13 protein-coding genes are annotated in these 15,544 nt (G+C 59.9%); 4 read left to right on the top strand and 9 right to left on the bottom strand.

Going from position 1 to position 15,544, the window contains the following annotated elements:
• Positions 1–7 precede the first annotated feature (7 nt).
• On the top strand, positions 8–586 hold the full coding sequence (locus Q8X48_RS28375) for a CsiV family protein (protein ID WP_015095948.1): 579 nt from the start codon (positions 8–10) through the stop codon (positions 584–586).
• 6 nt (positions 587–592) lie between these two features.
• Positions 593–3,286, top strand: coding sequence for an SNF2-related protein (locus Q8X48_RS28370; RefSeq protein ID WP_407802286.1), 2,694 nt, complete (start codon positions 593–595; stop codon positions 3,284–3,286).
• A 140-nt stretch (positions 3,287–3,426) separates the two neighbouring features.
• On the opposite strand, the gene Q8X48_RS28365 is transcribed toward Q8X48_RS28370, so the two are convergent.
• The 3 genes from Q8X48_RS28365 to Q8X48_RS28355 form a co-directional block, all read right to left on the bottom strand.
• Positions 3,427–4,164 (bottom strand): S-methyl-5'-thioinosine phosphorylase, encoded by a 738-nt coding sequence (locus Q8X48_RS28365; protein WP_007974037.1) that lies wholly within the window; start codon positions 4,162–4,164, stop codon positions 3,427–3,429.
• Between the two features lie 12 nt (positions 4,165–4,176).
• The gene (gene nagZ, locus Q8X48_RS28360) at positions 4,177–5,187 is read right to left on the bottom strand and encodes a beta-N-acetylhexosaminidase (RefSeq protein WP_407802285.1); all 1,011 of its coding nucleotides are present in this window, start codon (positions 5,185–5,187) and stop codon (positions 4,177–4,179) included.
• 158 nt (positions 5,188–5,345) lie between these two features.
• Positions 5,346–6,053, bottom strand: a complete 708-nt coding sequence (locus Q8X48_RS28355; RefSeq protein WP_095965241.1) for a TetR/AcrR family transcriptional regulator — start codon at positions 6,051–6,053, stop codon at positions 5,346–5,348.
• 229 nt (positions 6,054–6,282) lie between these two features.
• Between Q8X48_RS28355 and lexA the strand changes: the two genes are divergently transcribed.
• The gene (gene lexA, locus Q8X48_RS28350) at positions 6,283–6,891 is read left to right on the top strand and encodes a transcriptional repressor LexA (RefSeq protein ID WP_007974043.1); all 609 of its coding nucleotides are present in this window, start codon (positions 6,283–6,285) and stop codon (positions 6,889–6,891) included.
• Between the two features lie 10 nt (positions 6,892–6,901).
• Positions 6,902–7,378 carry an SOS-induced cell division inhibitor SulA gene (gene sulA, locus Q8X48_RS28345; RefSeq protein WP_095965240.1) on the top strand — a complete coding sequence of 159 codons (477 nt, stop codon included), beginning with the start codon at positions 6,902–6,904 and terminating at the stop codon, positions 7,376–7,378.
• 92 nt (positions 7,379–7,470) lie between these two features.
• Here the strand turns inward: sulA and Q8X48_RS28340 are convergent, their stop codons facing one another.
• The 6 genes from Q8X48_RS28340 to fadB form a co-directional block, all read right to left on the bottom strand.
• Positions 7,471–7,704 carry a hypothetical protein gene (locus Q8X48_RS28340; protein ID WP_007991404.1) on the bottom strand — a complete coding sequence of 78 codons (234 nt, stop codon included), beginning with the start codon at positions 7,702–7,704 and terminating at the stop codon, positions 7,471–7,473.
• A gap of 94 nt (positions 7,705–7,798) precedes the next feature.
• Entirely contained in the window at positions 7,799–8,323 is a 525-nt protein-coding gene (locus Q8X48_RS28335; RefSeq protein ID WP_095965239.1) for a DUF6586 family protein, read from the bottom strand.
• Positions 8,324–8,622: 299 nt separating this feature from the next.
• Positions 8,623–11,250: a type I DNA topoisomerase gene (topA, locus tag Q8X48_RS28330; protein ID WP_407802284.1), complete on the bottom strand. Its 2,628-nt coding sequence runs from the start codon at positions 11,248–11,250 to the stop codon at positions 8,623–8,625.
• Between the two features lie 114 nt (positions 11,251–11,364).
• Entirely contained in the window at positions 11,365–11,601 is a 237-nt protein-coding gene (locus Q8X48_RS28325; protein ID WP_007986363.1) for a DUF1653 domain-containing protein, read from the bottom strand.
• Positions 11,602–11,699: 98 nt separating this feature from the next.
• The gene (fadA, locus tag Q8X48_RS28320) at positions 11,700–12,875 is read right to left on the bottom strand and encodes an acetyl-CoA C-acyltransferase FadA (protein ID WP_095965237.1); all 1,176 of its coding nucleotides are present in this window, start codon (positions 12,873–12,875) and stop codon (positions 11,700–11,702) included.
• Positions 12,876–12,904: 29 nt separating this feature from the next.
• Positions 12,905–15,052 (bottom strand): fatty acid oxidation complex subunit alpha FadB, encoded by a 2,148-nt coding sequence (gene fadB / locus Q8X48_RS28315; RefSeq protein ID WP_407802283.1) that lies wholly within the window; start codon positions 15,050–15,052, stop codon positions 12,905–12,907.
• Positions 15,053–15,544: the final 492 nt, after the last annotated feature.

Here is a 15,544-nt window from a genome sequence, read left to right as displayed (position 1 = left end):
ACGCCGCATGCGCCTGTTCCGCTCACTGACCCTGCTGACCCTTTTGATGCCAGCGCTGGCCGCCCCCACGGCATCTGCCGATGACCTGTATCAGGTCGAAATGATTCTGGTCCGGCAAAACGCCGTGCCGGCGATTGTCAGCCGCGCCGCACCGGAAGACTGGGCCGCTGGCGCCCAACCCGTCAGCCCCGACAGCCTGCGTACGCCAAGCCTCAATGGCGAGGTGGAAAAACTCACCAGCAGCGCCGACTACACGGTGTTGCTGCACAAGGCCTGGCAACAGACGCTCGGCGAAAACGCCAGCAAAGTGGCGATCAGCGACGGCAAGGAACAATATGGTCAGTTCCCGATCGAGGGCACGCTGAGCATGAAACTGGGACGATTTACCGACGTCGACGCCGACTTCTGGGTCAATCAGATCGATGCCAATGGCATGGTGACTGCCAGCGAGCGCTTGAAACAGGAAAGCCACACCAAGAACGGCCAGTTGAACTTCCTCGACAACGGCCACCTCGGCCTGCTGATCAAGATCACTTCGCTGACCGCCCCCGCCCCCCGAGCAGCTCCCGAAGAAATTCCGGACTGATTCCCTATGTCCGCGACCCTGAGCAAACCCCTGGCACCATCCTGGGTCAGCCGATTCAAGGAACAGAGCCTGGAGCGTGGTCGCCGATACGCGCTGGAGAATCGTGTCAGGATCGTCGAGGCCGGCGACGCAACCATCGTCGCCGCGTGCGAAGGCTCGGGCGGTAACGTTTACCGTCAGACCATTCGCCTGCGCGAGTCAGCCAAAGGCACGCTGCTGATGGTCGATGCCATCTGCTCCTGCCCGGTCCACAACAACTGCAAACATTGCGCAGCGGTGCTCCTGCAAGTGCAGGAAACCCTCGACTACCCCGCTGCCGCCAAAGACGCCGAACTCCTGGAAAAACTCCAGGCCGTCCTGGAAAACCGCAGCCCGAAAGCCCCGCCGCAAGTGCTGGTGGACAATGTGCAGCCGGTACCGCGCCTGTGGCTGGCCAGCATCGAGTTCAGCGCCTTCGAACCGCGCAACGGCCGAATGCAGCGTTACATCCAGCATCGTGCGGCGCTGTCCTTCAGCTATCTGGACGAGTACGTCTCCGGACAGAAAAACACCGATATCCTGATTCGCCAGGAAACCCAGACACTGCGGATAAAACGCCACCCGGACGTGGAACAGTCCTACCGGGAACAGTTGCGAATCCTCGGCTTCAAAGTCGCCACCCGACAAAGCAAGGCCTTGCCGGAAAGTGCCGGCGAGCTGTTCGAAATGGTCAATGACAGCGCCTGGCTGACCTTTACCCTCAATGAACTGCCGAAGTTGCGCACCCAGGGCTGGGAATTGCAGATCGACGAGGACTTCGGGTTCGACCTGACGGCGGTAGATGACTGGTACGCCACGGTCGAACAGGCTCCGGAGCGCGACTGGTTCGACCTGGAACTGGGGATCATCGTCAACGGCGAGCGCTTGAGCCTGCTGCCGATCCTGCTCAACCTGATGCGCTCCCACACCGAAATCCTCAACCCGGAACGCCTTGCCCGACGCCGCGACGACGAGTTGATCCTGGTCAACATCCCCCATCGCCCGAACTCCGAGCACGGCCCGCTGCAAGTCGCCCTGCCCTTCGGCCGCCTGAAACCGGTGCTGGCCACCCTCGGCGAGTTCTACCTGCAGGAACCCGGTGACACCACGCTGCGCCTGAGCAAGGCCGATGCCACGCGCCTGAACCCGCTGGAAGACATGCCACTGCTCTGGGAGGGTGGCGAACAGATCCGCACCTTTGCCCAGCGCCTGCGTGACATCAAGGACCACACGGCCGCCGCCCCGCAAGGCTTGAATGCGACGCTGCGTCCGTATCAGCTTGAGGGCTTGAGCTGGATGCAATCGCTGCGGCAGCTGGAAGTGGGTGGCATTCTCGCGGACGACATGGGCCTGGGCAAAACCCTGCAGACACTGGCGCACGTGCTGAGCGAGAAAAACGCCGGCCGTCTCGACCGGCCGTGCATGGTGGTGATGCCGACCAGCCTGATTCCCAACTGGCTCGACGAAGCAGCGCACTTTACGCCGCAGCTCAAGGTACTGGCGCTGTACGGTGCCAGCCGTAAAAAACACTTCGACAAGCTGGCTGACTACGACCTGATCCTGACCACCTATGCGCTGCTGCCCAAGGATGTCGAACGCCTGGCGGCGCAGCCCTTGCATATCCTGGTGCTGGATGAAGCGCAGTACATCAAGAATCCGACCAGCAAGGCCGCTCAGGCTGCCCGCGAGCTCAATGCCCGGCAGCGCCTGTGCCTGAGCGGCACACCGCTGGAAAACCATCTCGGCGAACTCTGGTCACTGTTTCACTTCCTCTTGCCCGGCTGGCTCGGTGACGTCAAAAGCTTCAACCGCGACTACCGCGTACCGATTGAAAAACGCACCAGCGAGGTCAGGCTTCAGCACCTCAACGGCCGGATCAAGCCCTTCCTGCTGCGCCGCACCAAGGAACAGGTGGCCACCGAGTTGCCGCCGAAAACCGAGATCATCCACTGGGTCGAACTCAACGAGGCCCAGCGTGACGTTTACGAAACCATGCGCCTGGCCATGGACAAGAAAGTCCGCGACGAGATCACCCGCAAAGGCGTAGCCCGCAGCCAGATCATCATTCTCGAAGCGCTGCTGAAACTGCGTCAGGTGTGCTGCGATTTGCGCCTGGTCAACGAGGCGACCCTGCCAAGCCGTGGCAGCACCTCGGGCAAACTCGACAGCCTGATGGAAATGCTCGAGGAATTGTTCGAGGAAGGTCGGCGGATCCTGCTGTTCTCGCAGTTCACTTCAATGTTGTCGCTGATTGAGGATGAGCTGAACAAGCGCGGAATTGCCTACGCCCTGCTGACCGGCCAGACCCGCGACCGCCGCACTCCGGTGAAGGAATTCCAGAGTGGCAAGCGTCAGATATTTCTGATCAGCCTGAAGGCTGGTGGCGTTGGCCTGAACCTGACTGAAGCGGACACGGTGATTCATTACGACCCGTGGTGGAACCCGGCGACTGAAAACCAGGCGACCGACCGGGCGTATCGCATTGGCCAGGAGAAGCCGGTATTTGTCTACAAGCTGATTGCGCGCGGCACGGTAGAGGAGAAGATCCAGCACCTGCAGAAGGAAAAATCCGACCTCGCGGCCGGCGTGCTGGATGGGCGCAAGGCCGGGGACTGGAAACTGCAGAGCGATGATATTGAAGCGCTGTTTGCGCCGTTGCCGGAAAATCTCGGAAAACGCTGAGATTTGTGGTGCTTGAACCGGCCCCTTCGCTGGCAAGCCAGCTCCCACAGTGACCGCGTCGAACACAAACTCTACGAACGCCACTAAACCTGTGGGAGCGAGCTTGCTCGCGATGAAGTCAACTCGATATCAAGCGGAGCTCAGCCCTTGAGCACCCGCGCCAGCGTCGATTTCACCTTGCCCATGCCGTCATGCAACGCCTGCTCGATCTCGGCCATGGTGATCACCGCCGTCGACTTGCCCGCCGCCGGGTTCACCACCAGCGCCAGACAGGCGTAATCCAGCTCCAGCTCGCGGGCCAGGGCCGCTTCCGGCATACCGGTCATGCCGACGATGTCGCAGCCGTCGCGCTCCAGCCGCGCGATTTCAGCCACCGTCTCCAGGCGCGGCCCTTGAGTGCAGGCATACACGCCATGACTGCTGTAGCCCACACCCTCCGCCGCCAGCGCCGCGATCAATTGCTGGCGCAACGGCTCGCTATAGGGGTAGCTGAAGTCGATATGGGTGACGTGTTCCAGGTCATCGGCAAAGTAGGTGTGCTCGCGACCACTGGTGTAGTCGATCAACTGATGCGGCACGCAAAAGTGCCCGGTGCCCATGGCCGCATGGATGCCGCCCACGGCATTGACGGCCAGAATGGCCTCGGCACCTGCCTGCTTCAGCGCCCAGAGATTGGCGCGATAGTTGACCTGATGCGGCGGGAAACGATGGGGATGGCCGTGACGCGCGAGGAACAGCACTTCCTTGCCGGCATACTCGCCGATTTGCACGTCGGCCGAAGGTGCACCGTAAGGCGTGTCCACCGCCAGTGACTGGCGAATGCTCAGGCCTTCGAGTTGAGTCAGGCCAGTGCCACCGATAATCGCGTAAACCGTCATAACGAACAGTCCTTAATCAATCAATTGAGCTTCTTTGAGCGCGCCGACAGCGGCCAGCCAGCGCGGATCTTGACGGTATTCGGTGCTGGCAAACGACTGGCCGCGCATCCGCGCAATGCGCCCGGAAGGCTTGACCTTCTGGCGTTGCGCAGCACTCAGGGCCAGTTCAGCGGCTGCACGATCGTTGCATACCAGACCCATGTCGCAACCGGCCGTCAGCGCCGCCTCGATACGGCTGGCGGCATCGCCGACCACGTGGGCGCCCGCCATGGACAGGTCGTCACTGAAGATCACGCCATCGAACTGCAACTCGCCGCGCAGGATGTCCTGCAACCAGCGGCGGGAGAAGCCTGCGGGCTGGGAGTCGACCTGTGGATAAATAACGTGGGCCGGCATGACCGCGGCCAGTTGCTTGCTCAATTTGGCAAACGGCACCAGGTCGTTGGCGCGGATCTCGTCGAGGCTGCGTTCGTCGTTGGGGATCGCGACGTGGGAATCAGCCTCGGCCCAGCCGTGACCCGGGAAGTGCTTGCCAGTAGCGGCCATCCCGGCGCTGTTCATGCCACGGATGAATGCACCCGCGAGCAAGGCAGCGCGCTCGGGATCACCTTCGAAAGAACGGGTGCCGACAACGGCGCTGCGCTGGTAATCGAGGTCGAGCACAGGGGCGAAACTCAGGTCCAGGCCAACGGCCAGCACTTCGGTCGCCATGATCCAGCCACACTGCTCGGCCAGGTATTCGGCGTTCGGGTTGTCGGCAATGGCGCGCATGGCGGGCAGGCGCACAAACCCCTGGCGCAGGCGCTGCACGCGGCCGCCCTCTTGATCCACCGCCAACAGCAGATCGGGGCGAATGGCGCGAATCGCTGCACTCAGCTCGCGCACTTGACGCGGATGCTCGATGTTACGGGCAAAAATGATCAGGCCGCCCACTTCGGGCTGGCGCAACAATTGGCGATCTTCAGCCGTCAGCCAGGTACCGGCGACGTCCACCATCAACGAGCCTTGCAAGCCAGCAGTCATAAAAATTCCTTGATAACAGAAAACCCTGCCCACATGAATTCGCCGCCAGGGGCAAGGCCTGGCAGATTGGCGAGTTCGATGGAAAACGGGTTCAGAACGAGAGTCGGCATGGGCGGCTAGCTTAGCGGATGTCAGCTGCCGCGCCCACCCGTGCGCGGTTAAACCTTGGCGGCAACCGGTGTCGATTTGCTGCGTGGACGCAACTGGGCAGTGGCCATGGCGGTATCGGTCACACCGGACTCGGCACGCATGCCGGCGGCCAGGAACGGCACCATCAGGCGCATGACCTGCTCGATCGAGGTGTTCACGCCGAAGTCGGTTTCGGCAATCGCGCGCAAGGCCTTGATACCGGACATGCTGAACGCTGCCGCACCCAGCATGAAGTGCACCCGCCAGAACAGTTCGATGGGCGGAATACGCGGCGCCGCTTCGTTGACCAGCATCATGTAGCGCCGGAATACCTTGCCGTACATGTCCTCCAGATAACGACGCAAGTGCCCCTGGCTCTGACTGAACGCCAGCCCCAGCAAACGCATGAAGATGGACAGGTCGTTGCCGCTGCGCGGTTGCACCACCAGGGCCTGCTCGACGAGGATTTCCAGCAACTCTTCGAGGGTCGGCTTGATATCAGGCTTGGCCTGACGCCGCTCCAGCTCTTTGTCGAGGCTGATGCAGAACGGCCCGAGGAACCGCGAGAAAACCGCCTGGATCAACGCCTTCTTTGAACCGAAGTGATAGTTCACCGCCGCCAGGTTGACACCGGCCTTGCTGGTGATCAGGCGCAACGAGGTTTCGGCGAAACCTTTTTCCGCGAACAACTGCTCGGCTGCATCAAGAATGCGTTCAACGGTTTCCGACTGGGCCATGGCTACTCCGCCTGACAAACACTTGTTTGAAACATACGTTTCAGCCTGTGCCTTGTCAAGTCTGGCAGTTCGTTTCGGGAATGGTCGGTCAGACATTTAACCACACAACGGCGAAGCTTCAATCCACTGACTGATTGACCGTCTGGCGGCGACTGAAAAATGGAGCATTGCCAAGACCGACTTACTGTATATAATCCCAGTCACTGTATAAAAAAACAGAGCAATCAATATGCTAAAGCTGACGCCACGACAAGCAGAGATTCTGGCTTTCATCAAACGCTGCCTGGAAGACAACGGATACCCCCCCACCCGTGCGGAAATCGCTCAGGAACTGGGTTTCAAGTCACCCAATGCGGCGGAAGAGCACCTCAAGGCGCTGGCCCGCAAGGGTGCCATCGAGATGACGCCTGGCGCCTCCCGTGGCATTCGCATCCCCGGCTTCGAAGCCAAGGCCGATGATTCCACCCTGCCGATCATTGGCCGGGTCGCAGCCGGTGCTCCGATTCTAGCGCAGCAACACATCGAAGAGTCCTGCAACATCAATCCTGCCTTCTTCCACCCGCGCGCCGACTACCTGCTGCGCGTCCACGGGATGAGCATGAAGGATGTCGGCATTTTCGACGGCGACCTGCTGGCCGTCCACACCACCCGCGAAGCCCGTAACGGCCAGATCGTGGTTGCACGAATCGGCGACGAAGTGACCGTCAAGCGCTTCAAGCGTGATGGCAGCAAAGTCTGGCTGATCGCCGAAAACCCCGAGTTCGCCCCTATCGAAGTGAACCTTCAAGATCAGGAACTGGTGATCGAAGGCTTGAGTGTCGGCGTGATTCGCCGCTAAAGGAGGCTCCATGCAGTTCCCACAGCCATCACCACAGCAAACCCAACTGCCGTTGTTCGAAGCGTTCATGGCACAGCCATTGGCGCCGATCCTGAAAGACGTAGTCGAGTCCCCCTGGAGCGCCGAACCTGACGTTTTCAGCGAGCTGTCACTGCGTGGTGCAGCCGGGAACTGCCTGAGCCTTCTGGCACCTATCCTCAGGGAGTTGAGCCAGGACCAGGACGCACGCTGGCTGACACTGATCGCGCCGCCCGCCAGCCTGACTCAAGCCTGGCTGCGAGATGCCGGCCTCAACCGCGAGCGCATTCTGTTGCTGCACCCCCGAGGCACCCAAAGTGCCCAGCAACTGACCTGCGAAGCCCTGCGTCTTGGGCGCAGCCATACGGTTGTCAGCTGGCTCAACCCGTTGAGCAGCCAATCCCGGCAACAGCTGATCAGCGCCGCCCGGACCGGGGACGCTCAGAGCCTGAATATTCGTTTGGGATAACTGACAGCCGGGGCGCGAGCTTCACCGCGCGAGGCTTCTCCAGGAAGAGAGAAGCCGATGTGTAGCGACATCAAGAAACCGACGGACGGGGATCAATGAAGAACCCGTGGCCCCTCGTCCTTGTCGAATTCGCCTTCAACCAGGCGACCTGCCATCTGGACTCCCACGCTCAACATCGCCTTGGCGACTTCCACGTGTTGCCCTTGCAGGAACGCTTTGGCGTCCTCGGAGAAATCCAAAGTAACCAGAGAACCCTCGTCCTCGGCCCTGCGCAGCTCGATACGGCCGTCTGGTAACTCGACAATTTCTAGAAAGGACGTTGGCATAAAGGATTGTTCTCCACGAAAGGCGGGGATTATATAGGCATCGGCCAGGCTTCGCTCGGGATCTTGACCAGATGCCACCCCAAAACTGTTTCTGTCAGCACTCGTTCAGGCCTTCGCGAAAGCGGATCGCCAATCCTTTCAGATTCTGGCGCCAGCTCTCCAGCTCTTCCCGACTCAGTTCCTCTGGCTCATCCGCTTCATCCAGATTGACCGCCTGAATCAGTGGCTGGGTCACGTCCCCTTTTGGCTTGCGGGGCGCGCGCGGCGGCTGAAACAACGCAGCATGGGCAGCCAACAACCTGGCCAGCCAGGTCTGCGGGTTATTGGCCAGTTCGACCAGCTCGGCCATTTCCGGAATGGCGATGGTTTCCAGCACTTCGCGAGTCAGCAGCAGCTCCGCACGGGGTGCATTGGCCTGAGGCAGGCGATAGAAGCCGGCGATTTCATGGCACAGGCCCAACAGCGCGCCGTACAGGTGAAACAGCGCCGATTCGCGTCCGGCCTGGATCAGCGCCAGGGAATTCATCGCCCGCCCCTCTTCAGTGCGCGCCAGTGCTTCCAGCGACAAGCCGGCGAAATAAATCTTCTGATTGGTGCGGGTATAAAGTTCGTGGGCCATGACGGCAGCCTCCACAACGAAATAATTGCTTCACGCAGGTCCTGTAGGAGCGAGCCTGCTCGCGATGGACTTGAGAGCAACGCGGGCATCCTGAAAGCCCGCGTTATCGTTGACGACCATCGCGAGCAGGCTCGCTCCTACAGGGGTCTTGCGATTCTACGCCTTCGCAGTTCCCATGCGCCTTTTGTAGGAGCGAGCCTGCTCGCGATGGACTTGAGAGCAACGCGGGCATCCTGAAGGCCCGCGTCATCGTTGACGACCATCGCGAGCAAGCTCGCTCCCACAGGGGTCTTGCGATTCTACGCCTTCGCAGCCGGGCGCTTGTCTTCAACCGTCCACTTGCCGCCGTCGTAGAACGCTTTCCAGCCAGTCGGCTTACCGTCAACTTCGGTCTGCACGTACTGTTCCTTGGTCTTGCGGCTGTAACGAATCACAGCCGGGAGGCCATCGGGATCTTTCTTCGGCGCTTCGCAGAGGAAGTGATACTTCGGATCAATCTCATCCTTGTGCGGCACGATCTCGATAACCAGCGGAGCACGCGTCTCACGGTTTTTCGGGAACTGGCTGGCCGCCAGGAACAGGCCGGATGCACCGTCGCGCAGGATATAGGTGTCGTTGACCTTTTCGCATTTCAGCTCAGGCATCTTCACCGGGTCCATCTTCGGCGGCGCCGCATCACCGCTTTTCAGCAGTTTGCGGGTGTTCTTGCAGGTCGCGTTGGTGCAGCCGAAGAACTTGCCGAAACGGCCGGTCTTGAGCTGCATCTCGCTGCCGCACTTGTCGCATTCCAGGCTCGGACCTTCATAGCCCTTGATGCGATAGGTGCCCTCTTCGATTTCGTAGCCGTCACAATCCGGGTTGTTACCGCAGATGTGTAGCTTGCGCTTCTCGTCCAGCAGGTAGGCATCCATCGCCGTGCTGCAGATCGGGCAGCGGTGCTTGCCACGCAATACCAGCGACTCCGACTCACCTTCGTCGTCCGCGGCGATTTCGTCGCCCGGCACCAGGTTGACGGTGGCCTTGCAGCGCTCTTTCGGCGGCAGGCTGTAGCCCGAGCAACCGAGGAACACACCGGTCGACGCGGTACGGATCTGCATCGGACGACCGCAGGTGGTGCACGGAATGTCTGTCATCACCGGCTGGTTGGCACGCATGCCGTTTTCCGGGCTTTCGGCTACTTCGAGCTTTTTCTTGAAGTCGCCGTAGAACTCGTCGAGTACGTTTTTCCAGTCGCGTTCGCCCTGGGCCACGTCATCGAGATGCTCTTCCATGCCGGCGGTGAAACCGTAGTCCATCAGGTTCGAGAAGCTCTCGGCCAGGCGTTCGGTGACGATGTCGCCCATCTTTTCCGAGTAGAAGCGACGGTTGTGCAACGCCACATAACCACGGTCCTGAATGGTCGAAATGATCGCTGCGTAGGTCGAAGGACGACCGATGCCGCGTTTTTCCATTTCCTTGACCAGGCTGGCTTCCGAGTAACGCGCCGGCGGCTTGGTGAAATGCTGGGTCGGATCAAGCTTGATCAGCTTCATCGCGTCGCCCTGGGCCATGTCCGGCAGTACATCGTCGTCGCCTGGCTTGGCGATTTGCGGCATGACACGGGTGTAACCGTCGAACTTCAGGATGCGGCCCTTGGCACGCAGCTCGAAGTCGCCGGCGCCCACAGTGACGGTCGTCGACAGGTATTGCGCCGGCAGCATCTGGCAAGCCAGGAACTGGCGCCAGATCAGCTCGTAGAGGCGCTCAGCGTCACGCTCCATGCCCGACAGCTTGCTTGGCTCGGTGTTGGCGTCGGAGGGACGAATCGCTTCGTGAGCCTCTTGTGCGCCTTCCTTGCTGCTGTAGACGTTCGGGGTTTCCGGCAGGTACTTCTTGCCGAACTCGCCTTCAATATAAGTACGCGCCATCGCCACGGCATCAACCGAGAGGTTGGTCGAGTCGGTACGCATGTAAGTGATGTAGCCGGCTTCGTACAGACGCTGGGCCATCATCATGGTTTTCTTCACCCCGAAGCCCAGGCGGTTGCTCGCGGCCTGCTGCAGGGTGGAGGTGATGAACGGCGCCGACGGCTTGCTGCTGGTCGGTTTGTCTTCGCGCTTGACGATGCTGTAGCTGGAAGCCTTGAGCTTTTCCAGCGCGGCCATGGCCTGGGCTTCGTTGAGCGGCTTGAAGGCTTCGCCTTTCTCGCGGGCCACGTCGAAACGCACGGTCGCGCCTTTTGCGGTGCCAAGGTCGGCGTGCACTTCCCAGTACTCTTCCGGGATGAACGCACGGATTTCACGTTCGCGCTCAACCACCAGCTTCACGGCAACCGATTGCACGCGACCGGCGGAAAGACCACGAGCGATCTTGGCCCACAGCAGCGGCGAAACCATGTAGCCCACGACGCGGTCGAGGAAACGACGGGCCTGTTGGGCGTTGACGCGGTCGATATCCAGCTCGCCCGGCCGGGAGAAGGCTTCCTGGATCGCCTTCTTGGTGATTTCGTTGAACACCACGCGCTTGTAGCGGCTGTCGTCACCACCGATGGCTTCGCGCAGGTGCCAGGCAATGGCTTCCCCCTCGCGGTCCAAGTCGGTTGCGAGATAGATGGTGTCAGCATCCTTGGCGAGCCGGCGCAGCTCTTCGATGACTTTTTCCTTGCCCGGGAGGATCTCGTACTTGGCTTTCCAGCCATGGTCCGGATCGACCCCCATGCGCGCGACCAGCTGCTTGCGCGCTTTTTCTTTAGGCGACAGTGCCGGCGCTTCACCCGCAACAGCCTTGCCGCGCTTGGCGGCCGGCTCTTTGCTGGCGCTAGCCGAACCGCTGGTGGGCAGGTCTCGGATATGGCCGATACTCGACTTCACCACGTATTCGTTGCCCAAATACTTGTTGATGGTCTTGGCCTTAGCCGGGGATTCCACAATGACCAGCGATTTGCCCATGGATCAGAAAATTCCTGAATTCGAGAAGTGAAAGGCGGTTGGCGCCTGACGCGGCACCGCTATATATAGTGGCTACAAGGTGAGGTCAAGCGCAGGGTATTGCGCGCACTCAGCTTATGGCTTGGTAAAAAGGCTTTCCTCGGCCTGCACCAAAGCAAAGCGTGGCACCTGTTCGCCGTCAACTTCGACCGACTCCAGGAACATGCTCAAGGGACGCACCCAAAAGCCGTAATCGCCATACAGGGCTTGATAGAAGACCACTTCTTCTTCGGTTTCCGAATGCCGCGCAACACTGAATACGCGGTACTGCGGACCTTTGTAATGTTGGTAGAGCCCAGGTTGTATCGGCATGCTTTGGCCCTCACTCAAATTTTTTCAAAATAAAAACAAAATAAATCCGGAAAAACAAAAACCGGGGCACTTGGCCCCGGCTTCCATCAACGAAACGCTTAAACGCGTTCGAAGACGGTGGAGATGCCTTGGCCGAGACCAATGCACATGGTGGCTACCCCGAAGGTACCGCCATTCTGCTTCATCACATTGAGCAAAGTGCCGGAGATACGCGCACCGGAGCAACCGAACGGGTGGCCCAGGGCGATCGCGCCGCCGTGCAGGTTAACCTTCTCGTTCATCTTGTCGAGCACTTTCAGATCTTTCAGCACTGGCAGGGCCTGTGCGGCGAAAGCTTCGTTGAGCTCGAAGAAGTCGATGTCGGAGATGCCAAGACCCGCACGCTTCAGTGCTTTTTGTGTGGCCGGTACTGGACCATAGCCCATGATTGCCGGATCCACACCTGCTACCGCCATCGAGCGAATCACCGCCATAGGCTGAATGCCCAGGTCCTGTGCGCGCTGCGCCGACATCACGATCATGCACGAAGCACCATCGGTGATCTGCGACGAAGTACCTGCTGTCACGGTGCCGCCCTTCGGATTGAACGCTGGCTTGAGAGCCGCCAGGCTTTCCAGGGTGGTTTCCGGACGAATGGTTTCGTCGTAGTCGAAGGTTTTCAGGAAACCGTTCTCGTCGTAGCCCTGCATCGGGATGATTTCGTCTTTGAACTTGCCTTCCACGGTCGCCTTGTGGGCGAGTTGGTGGGAGCGCATGCCGAAAGCATCTTGTTGCTCGCGGGTAATGCCGTGCATTTTGCCCAGCATTTCCGCGGTCAGGCCCATCATGCCCGAGGCTTTCGCCGCGTACAGCGACATGTGCGGGTTCGGATCGACACCGTGCATCATGCTCACGTGACCCATATGCTCGACGCCACCAACGACGAACACGTCACCATTGCCAGTCATGATCGCTTGCGCAGCAGTGTGCAAGGCGCTCATGGACGAGCCACACAGACGGCTGACGGTCTGGCCGGCCGAGGTGTGCGGGATCTGGGTCATCAGCGACGCCATGCGCGCGATGTTCCAGCCCTGCTCCAGGGTCTGGTTCACACAGCCCCAGATCACGTCTTCGACTTCGTTCGGGTCGACCTTGACGTTGCGTTCCAGCAATTTGCTGATCAGGTGCGCCGACATGTCTTCGGCGCGGGTGTTGCGGTGCATGCCGCCCTTGGAGCGGCCCATCGGAGTACGACCGAAGTCGACAATCACGACGTCTCTAGGATTCAAGCTCATAAGTTCACTCTCACTCTAGTTGGGGGCGCTTAACCGAAGAAGCTCTGGCCGTTCTTGGCCATTTCGCGCAGCTTCGCGGTCGGGTGGTACAGCGCGCCCAAATCAGCGTACTGGTCAGCCAGGGCAACGAACTCTGCCACACCGATCGAATCGATGTAACGCAGCGCACCGCCACGGAATGGAGGGAAACCAATGCCGTAGACCAGACCCATGTCGGCTTCGGCAGCGGTTTCGACGATGCCGTCTTCCAGGCAACGCACGGTTTCCAGGCACAGCGGGATCATCATCCAGTTGATGATGTCTTCGTCAGTGACTTCGCGCTGTTCAAAGACGATTGGCTTGAGCACTTCCAGCACCGAAGGATCGGCGACTTTCTTCTGCTTGCCCTTCTTGTCGGTCTCGTAGGCGTAGAAGCCCTTGCCGTTCTTCTGGCCCAGGCGCTTGGCTTCGTAGAGCACGTCGACGGCCGAGCGACGGTCGTCCTTCATGCGGTCCGGGAAGCCTTCAGCCATCACGTCACGGCCGTGGTGGCCGGTGTCGATGCCGACCACGTCCATCAGGTAGGCCGGGCCCATAGGCCAGCCGAACTTTTCCATGATCTTGTCGATACGGACGAAGTCCACACCGGCGCTGACCAGCTTGGCGAAACCGCCGAAGTACGGGAACAGTACGCGGTTGACCAGGAAGCCCGGGCAGTCGTTGACGACGATCGGGTTCTTGCCCATTTTCTTGGCGTAGGCAACGGTGGTGGCAACGGCCAGCTCGCTGGACTTCTCGCCACGGATCACTTCCACCAGCGGCATCATGTGCACCGGGTTGAAGAAGTGCATGCCGACGAAGTTTTCCGGACGCTTGAGGGCCTTGGCCAGCAAGGTGATGGAAATGGTCGAGGTGTTGGACGCGAGGATGGTGTCCTCTTTGACCTGGTCTTCAACTTCAGCCAGTACGGCCTGCTTGACCTTCGGGTTCTCGACGACTGCTTCCACCACCAGGTCCACGTGACCGAAATCACCGTAGGACAAGGTCGGACGAATGCCGTTGAGCACTTCAGCCATTTTCGCGGCGGTCATGCGGCCTTTATCAACGCGGCCAACCAGCAGTTTGGCGGCTTCGGCCAGACCCTGCTCGATGCCGTGCTCGTTGATGTCCTTCATCAGGATCGGCGTGCCTTTGGAAGCCGACTGATAGGCGATACCGCCACCCATGATGCCGGCGCCCAGTACGGCAGCCTGCTTCACGTCCTTGGCGATTTCGTCGTAGGCCTTGGCCTTTTTCTTCAGCTCCTGGTCATTCAGGAACAGACCGATCAGGCTCTGCGCGGCAGAGGTCTTGGCCAGCTTGACGAAACCTGCGGCTTCAATTTCCAGGGCCTTGTCGCGACCGAAGTTCGCGGCTTTCTGGATGGTCTTGATCGCCTCAACCGGCGCCGGGTAGTTCGGGCCAGCTTGACCTGCCACGAAACCCTTGGCGGTTTCGAAAGCCATCATTTGCTCGATAGCGTTCAGCTTCAGCTTTTCCAGCTTCGGCTGGCGCTTGGCCTTGTAGTCGAACTCGCCGGATATGGCGCGCTTGATCAGTTCCAGCGCGGCCTCTTGCAGCTTCTCTGGAGCAACCACTGCGTCGACAGCGCCAACTTTGAGCGCGTCTTCAGGACGGTTTTCCTTGCCGGCGGCAATCCACTCGATGGCGTTGTCGGCACCGATCAGACGCGGCAGACGAACGGTACCGCCGAAGCCCGGGTAGATGCCCAGCTTGACTTCCGGCAGGCCGATCTTGGCCTTGGTGGACATGACGCGGTAGTCCGCCGCCAGGCACATTTCCAGACCACCACCCAGCGCGATGCCATTGATCGCGACAACGGTCGGAACGTTGAGGTCTTCGAAATCGCTGAAAATCTTGTTGGCTTCGAGGTTGCCAGCAACAAGCTCTGCATCCGGCAGCTTGAAGTTGTCGACAAATTCGGTGATGTCGGCGCCGACGATGAACACGTCCTTGCCACTGCTGACGATCACGCCCTTGATCGAAGCATCTGCCTTGATGGTGTCTACGGCCTGACGCAGTTCGTTCAGGGTTAGACGGTTGAACTTGTTGACGGACTCACCCTTGAGGTCGAACTTCAGTTCGACGATGCCACTTTCAAGAGCCTTAACCGTGATGGCTTTACCTTCGTAAATCATCAACTGATCTCCACGATATGGAAGCTGAACAGTACACGTCGGACGCAGGCGAATGGCTTGGCAGGGACGTTGATCGTCAATGCTACGCCCATTCCCCCGGCACACCCGCCAACGCGATAGTCGGGATTCTGTAGGAGCGGTCTGAAATACAAACGCTCAATTCATACGCCCGTTTGATTTGGGTACGTCACCTTCACGGAATTTCCGGCAATTGTCAATCGCCCGAAACACGGGTTGAAACGCGACTTTCCGGTCACATCCGTACTGCGAAGACCTTAAACACGCCGAAGCATGCAGGGGCATTCATAGAATCAATTGTTAGAAAATGCGCCCTAATTCGCTGCAGCCCGTGTTTAACAAGCTACGCTGGCGGAACCAAGGGGAAATTGTGAACGCTTTTGGCGAATGCCCAGCGTAAGATCAGCCAACACCGATTTACCGGCCTGCCTGGCCAACTCCAGCCCGATGATGAATGTCGGGCTTTTTATTGCG

This window comes from Pseudomonas sp. QLc11A (assembly GCF_052112305.1).
Classification (GTDB): domain Bacteria; phylum Pseudomonadota; class Gammaproteobacteria; order Pseudomonadales; family Pseudomonadaceae; genus Aquipseudomonas; species Aquipseudomonas laurylsulfatiphila.
Note: the sequence above shows the minus strand (reverse complement) of the source record. Positions and strands in the feature narration are given on the sequence as shown.

Bases quoted from the DNA above. Each gene is read 5' to 3' on its own strand.
- lexA (WP_007974043.1), top strand. From the start codon at position 6,283: ATGCTAAAGCTGACGCCACGACAAGCAGAGATTCTGGCTTTCATCAAA.
- nagZ (WP_407802285.1), bottom strand. From the start codon at position 5,187: ATGACTGCTGGCTTGCAAGGCTCGTTGATGGTGGACGTCGCCGGTACC.
- Q8X48_RS28340 (WP_007991404.1), bottom strand. From the start codon at position 7,704: ATGCCAACGTCCTTTCTAGAAATTGTCGAGTTACCAGACGGCCGTATC.
- sulA (WP_095965240.1), top strand. From the start codon at position 6,902: ATGCAGTTCCCACAGCCATCACCACAGCAAACCCAACTGCCGTTGTTC.
- Q8X48_RS28325 (WP_007986363.1), bottom strand. From the start codon at position 11,601: ATGCCGATACAACCTGGGCTCTACCAACATTACAAAGGTCCGCAGTAC.
- fadB (WP_407802283.1), bottom strand. From the start codon at position 15,052: ATGATTTACGAAGGTAAAGCCATCACGGTTAAGGCTCTTGAAAGTGGC.
- Q8X48_RS28370 (WP_407802286.1), top strand. From the start codon at position 593: ATGTCCGCGACCCTGAGCAAACCCCTGGCACCATCCTGGGTCAGCCGA.
- Q8X48_RS28335 (WP_095965239.1), bottom strand. From the start codon at position 8,323: ATGGCCCACGAACTTTATACCCGCACCAATCAGAAGATTTATTTCGCC.
- topA (WP_407802284.1), bottom strand. From the start codon at position 11,250: ATGGGCAAATCGCTGGTCATTGTGGAATCCCCGGCTAAGGCCAAGACC.
- Q8X48_RS28355 (WP_095965241.1), bottom strand. From the start codon at position 6,053: ATGGCCCAGTCGGAAACCGTTGAACGCATTCTTGATGCAGCCGAGCAG.
- Q8X48_RS28365 (WP_007974037.1), bottom strand. From the start codon at position 4,164: ATGACGGTTTACGCGATTATCGGTGGCACTGGCCTGACTCAACTCGAA.
- Q8X48_RS28375 (WP_015095948.1), top strand. From the start codon at position 8: ATGCGCCTGTTCCGCTCACTGACCCTGCTGACCCTTTTGATGCCAGCG.
- fadA (WP_095965237.1), bottom strand. From the start codon at position 12,875: ATGAGCTTGAATCCTAGAGACGTCGTGATTGTCGACTTCGGTCGTACT.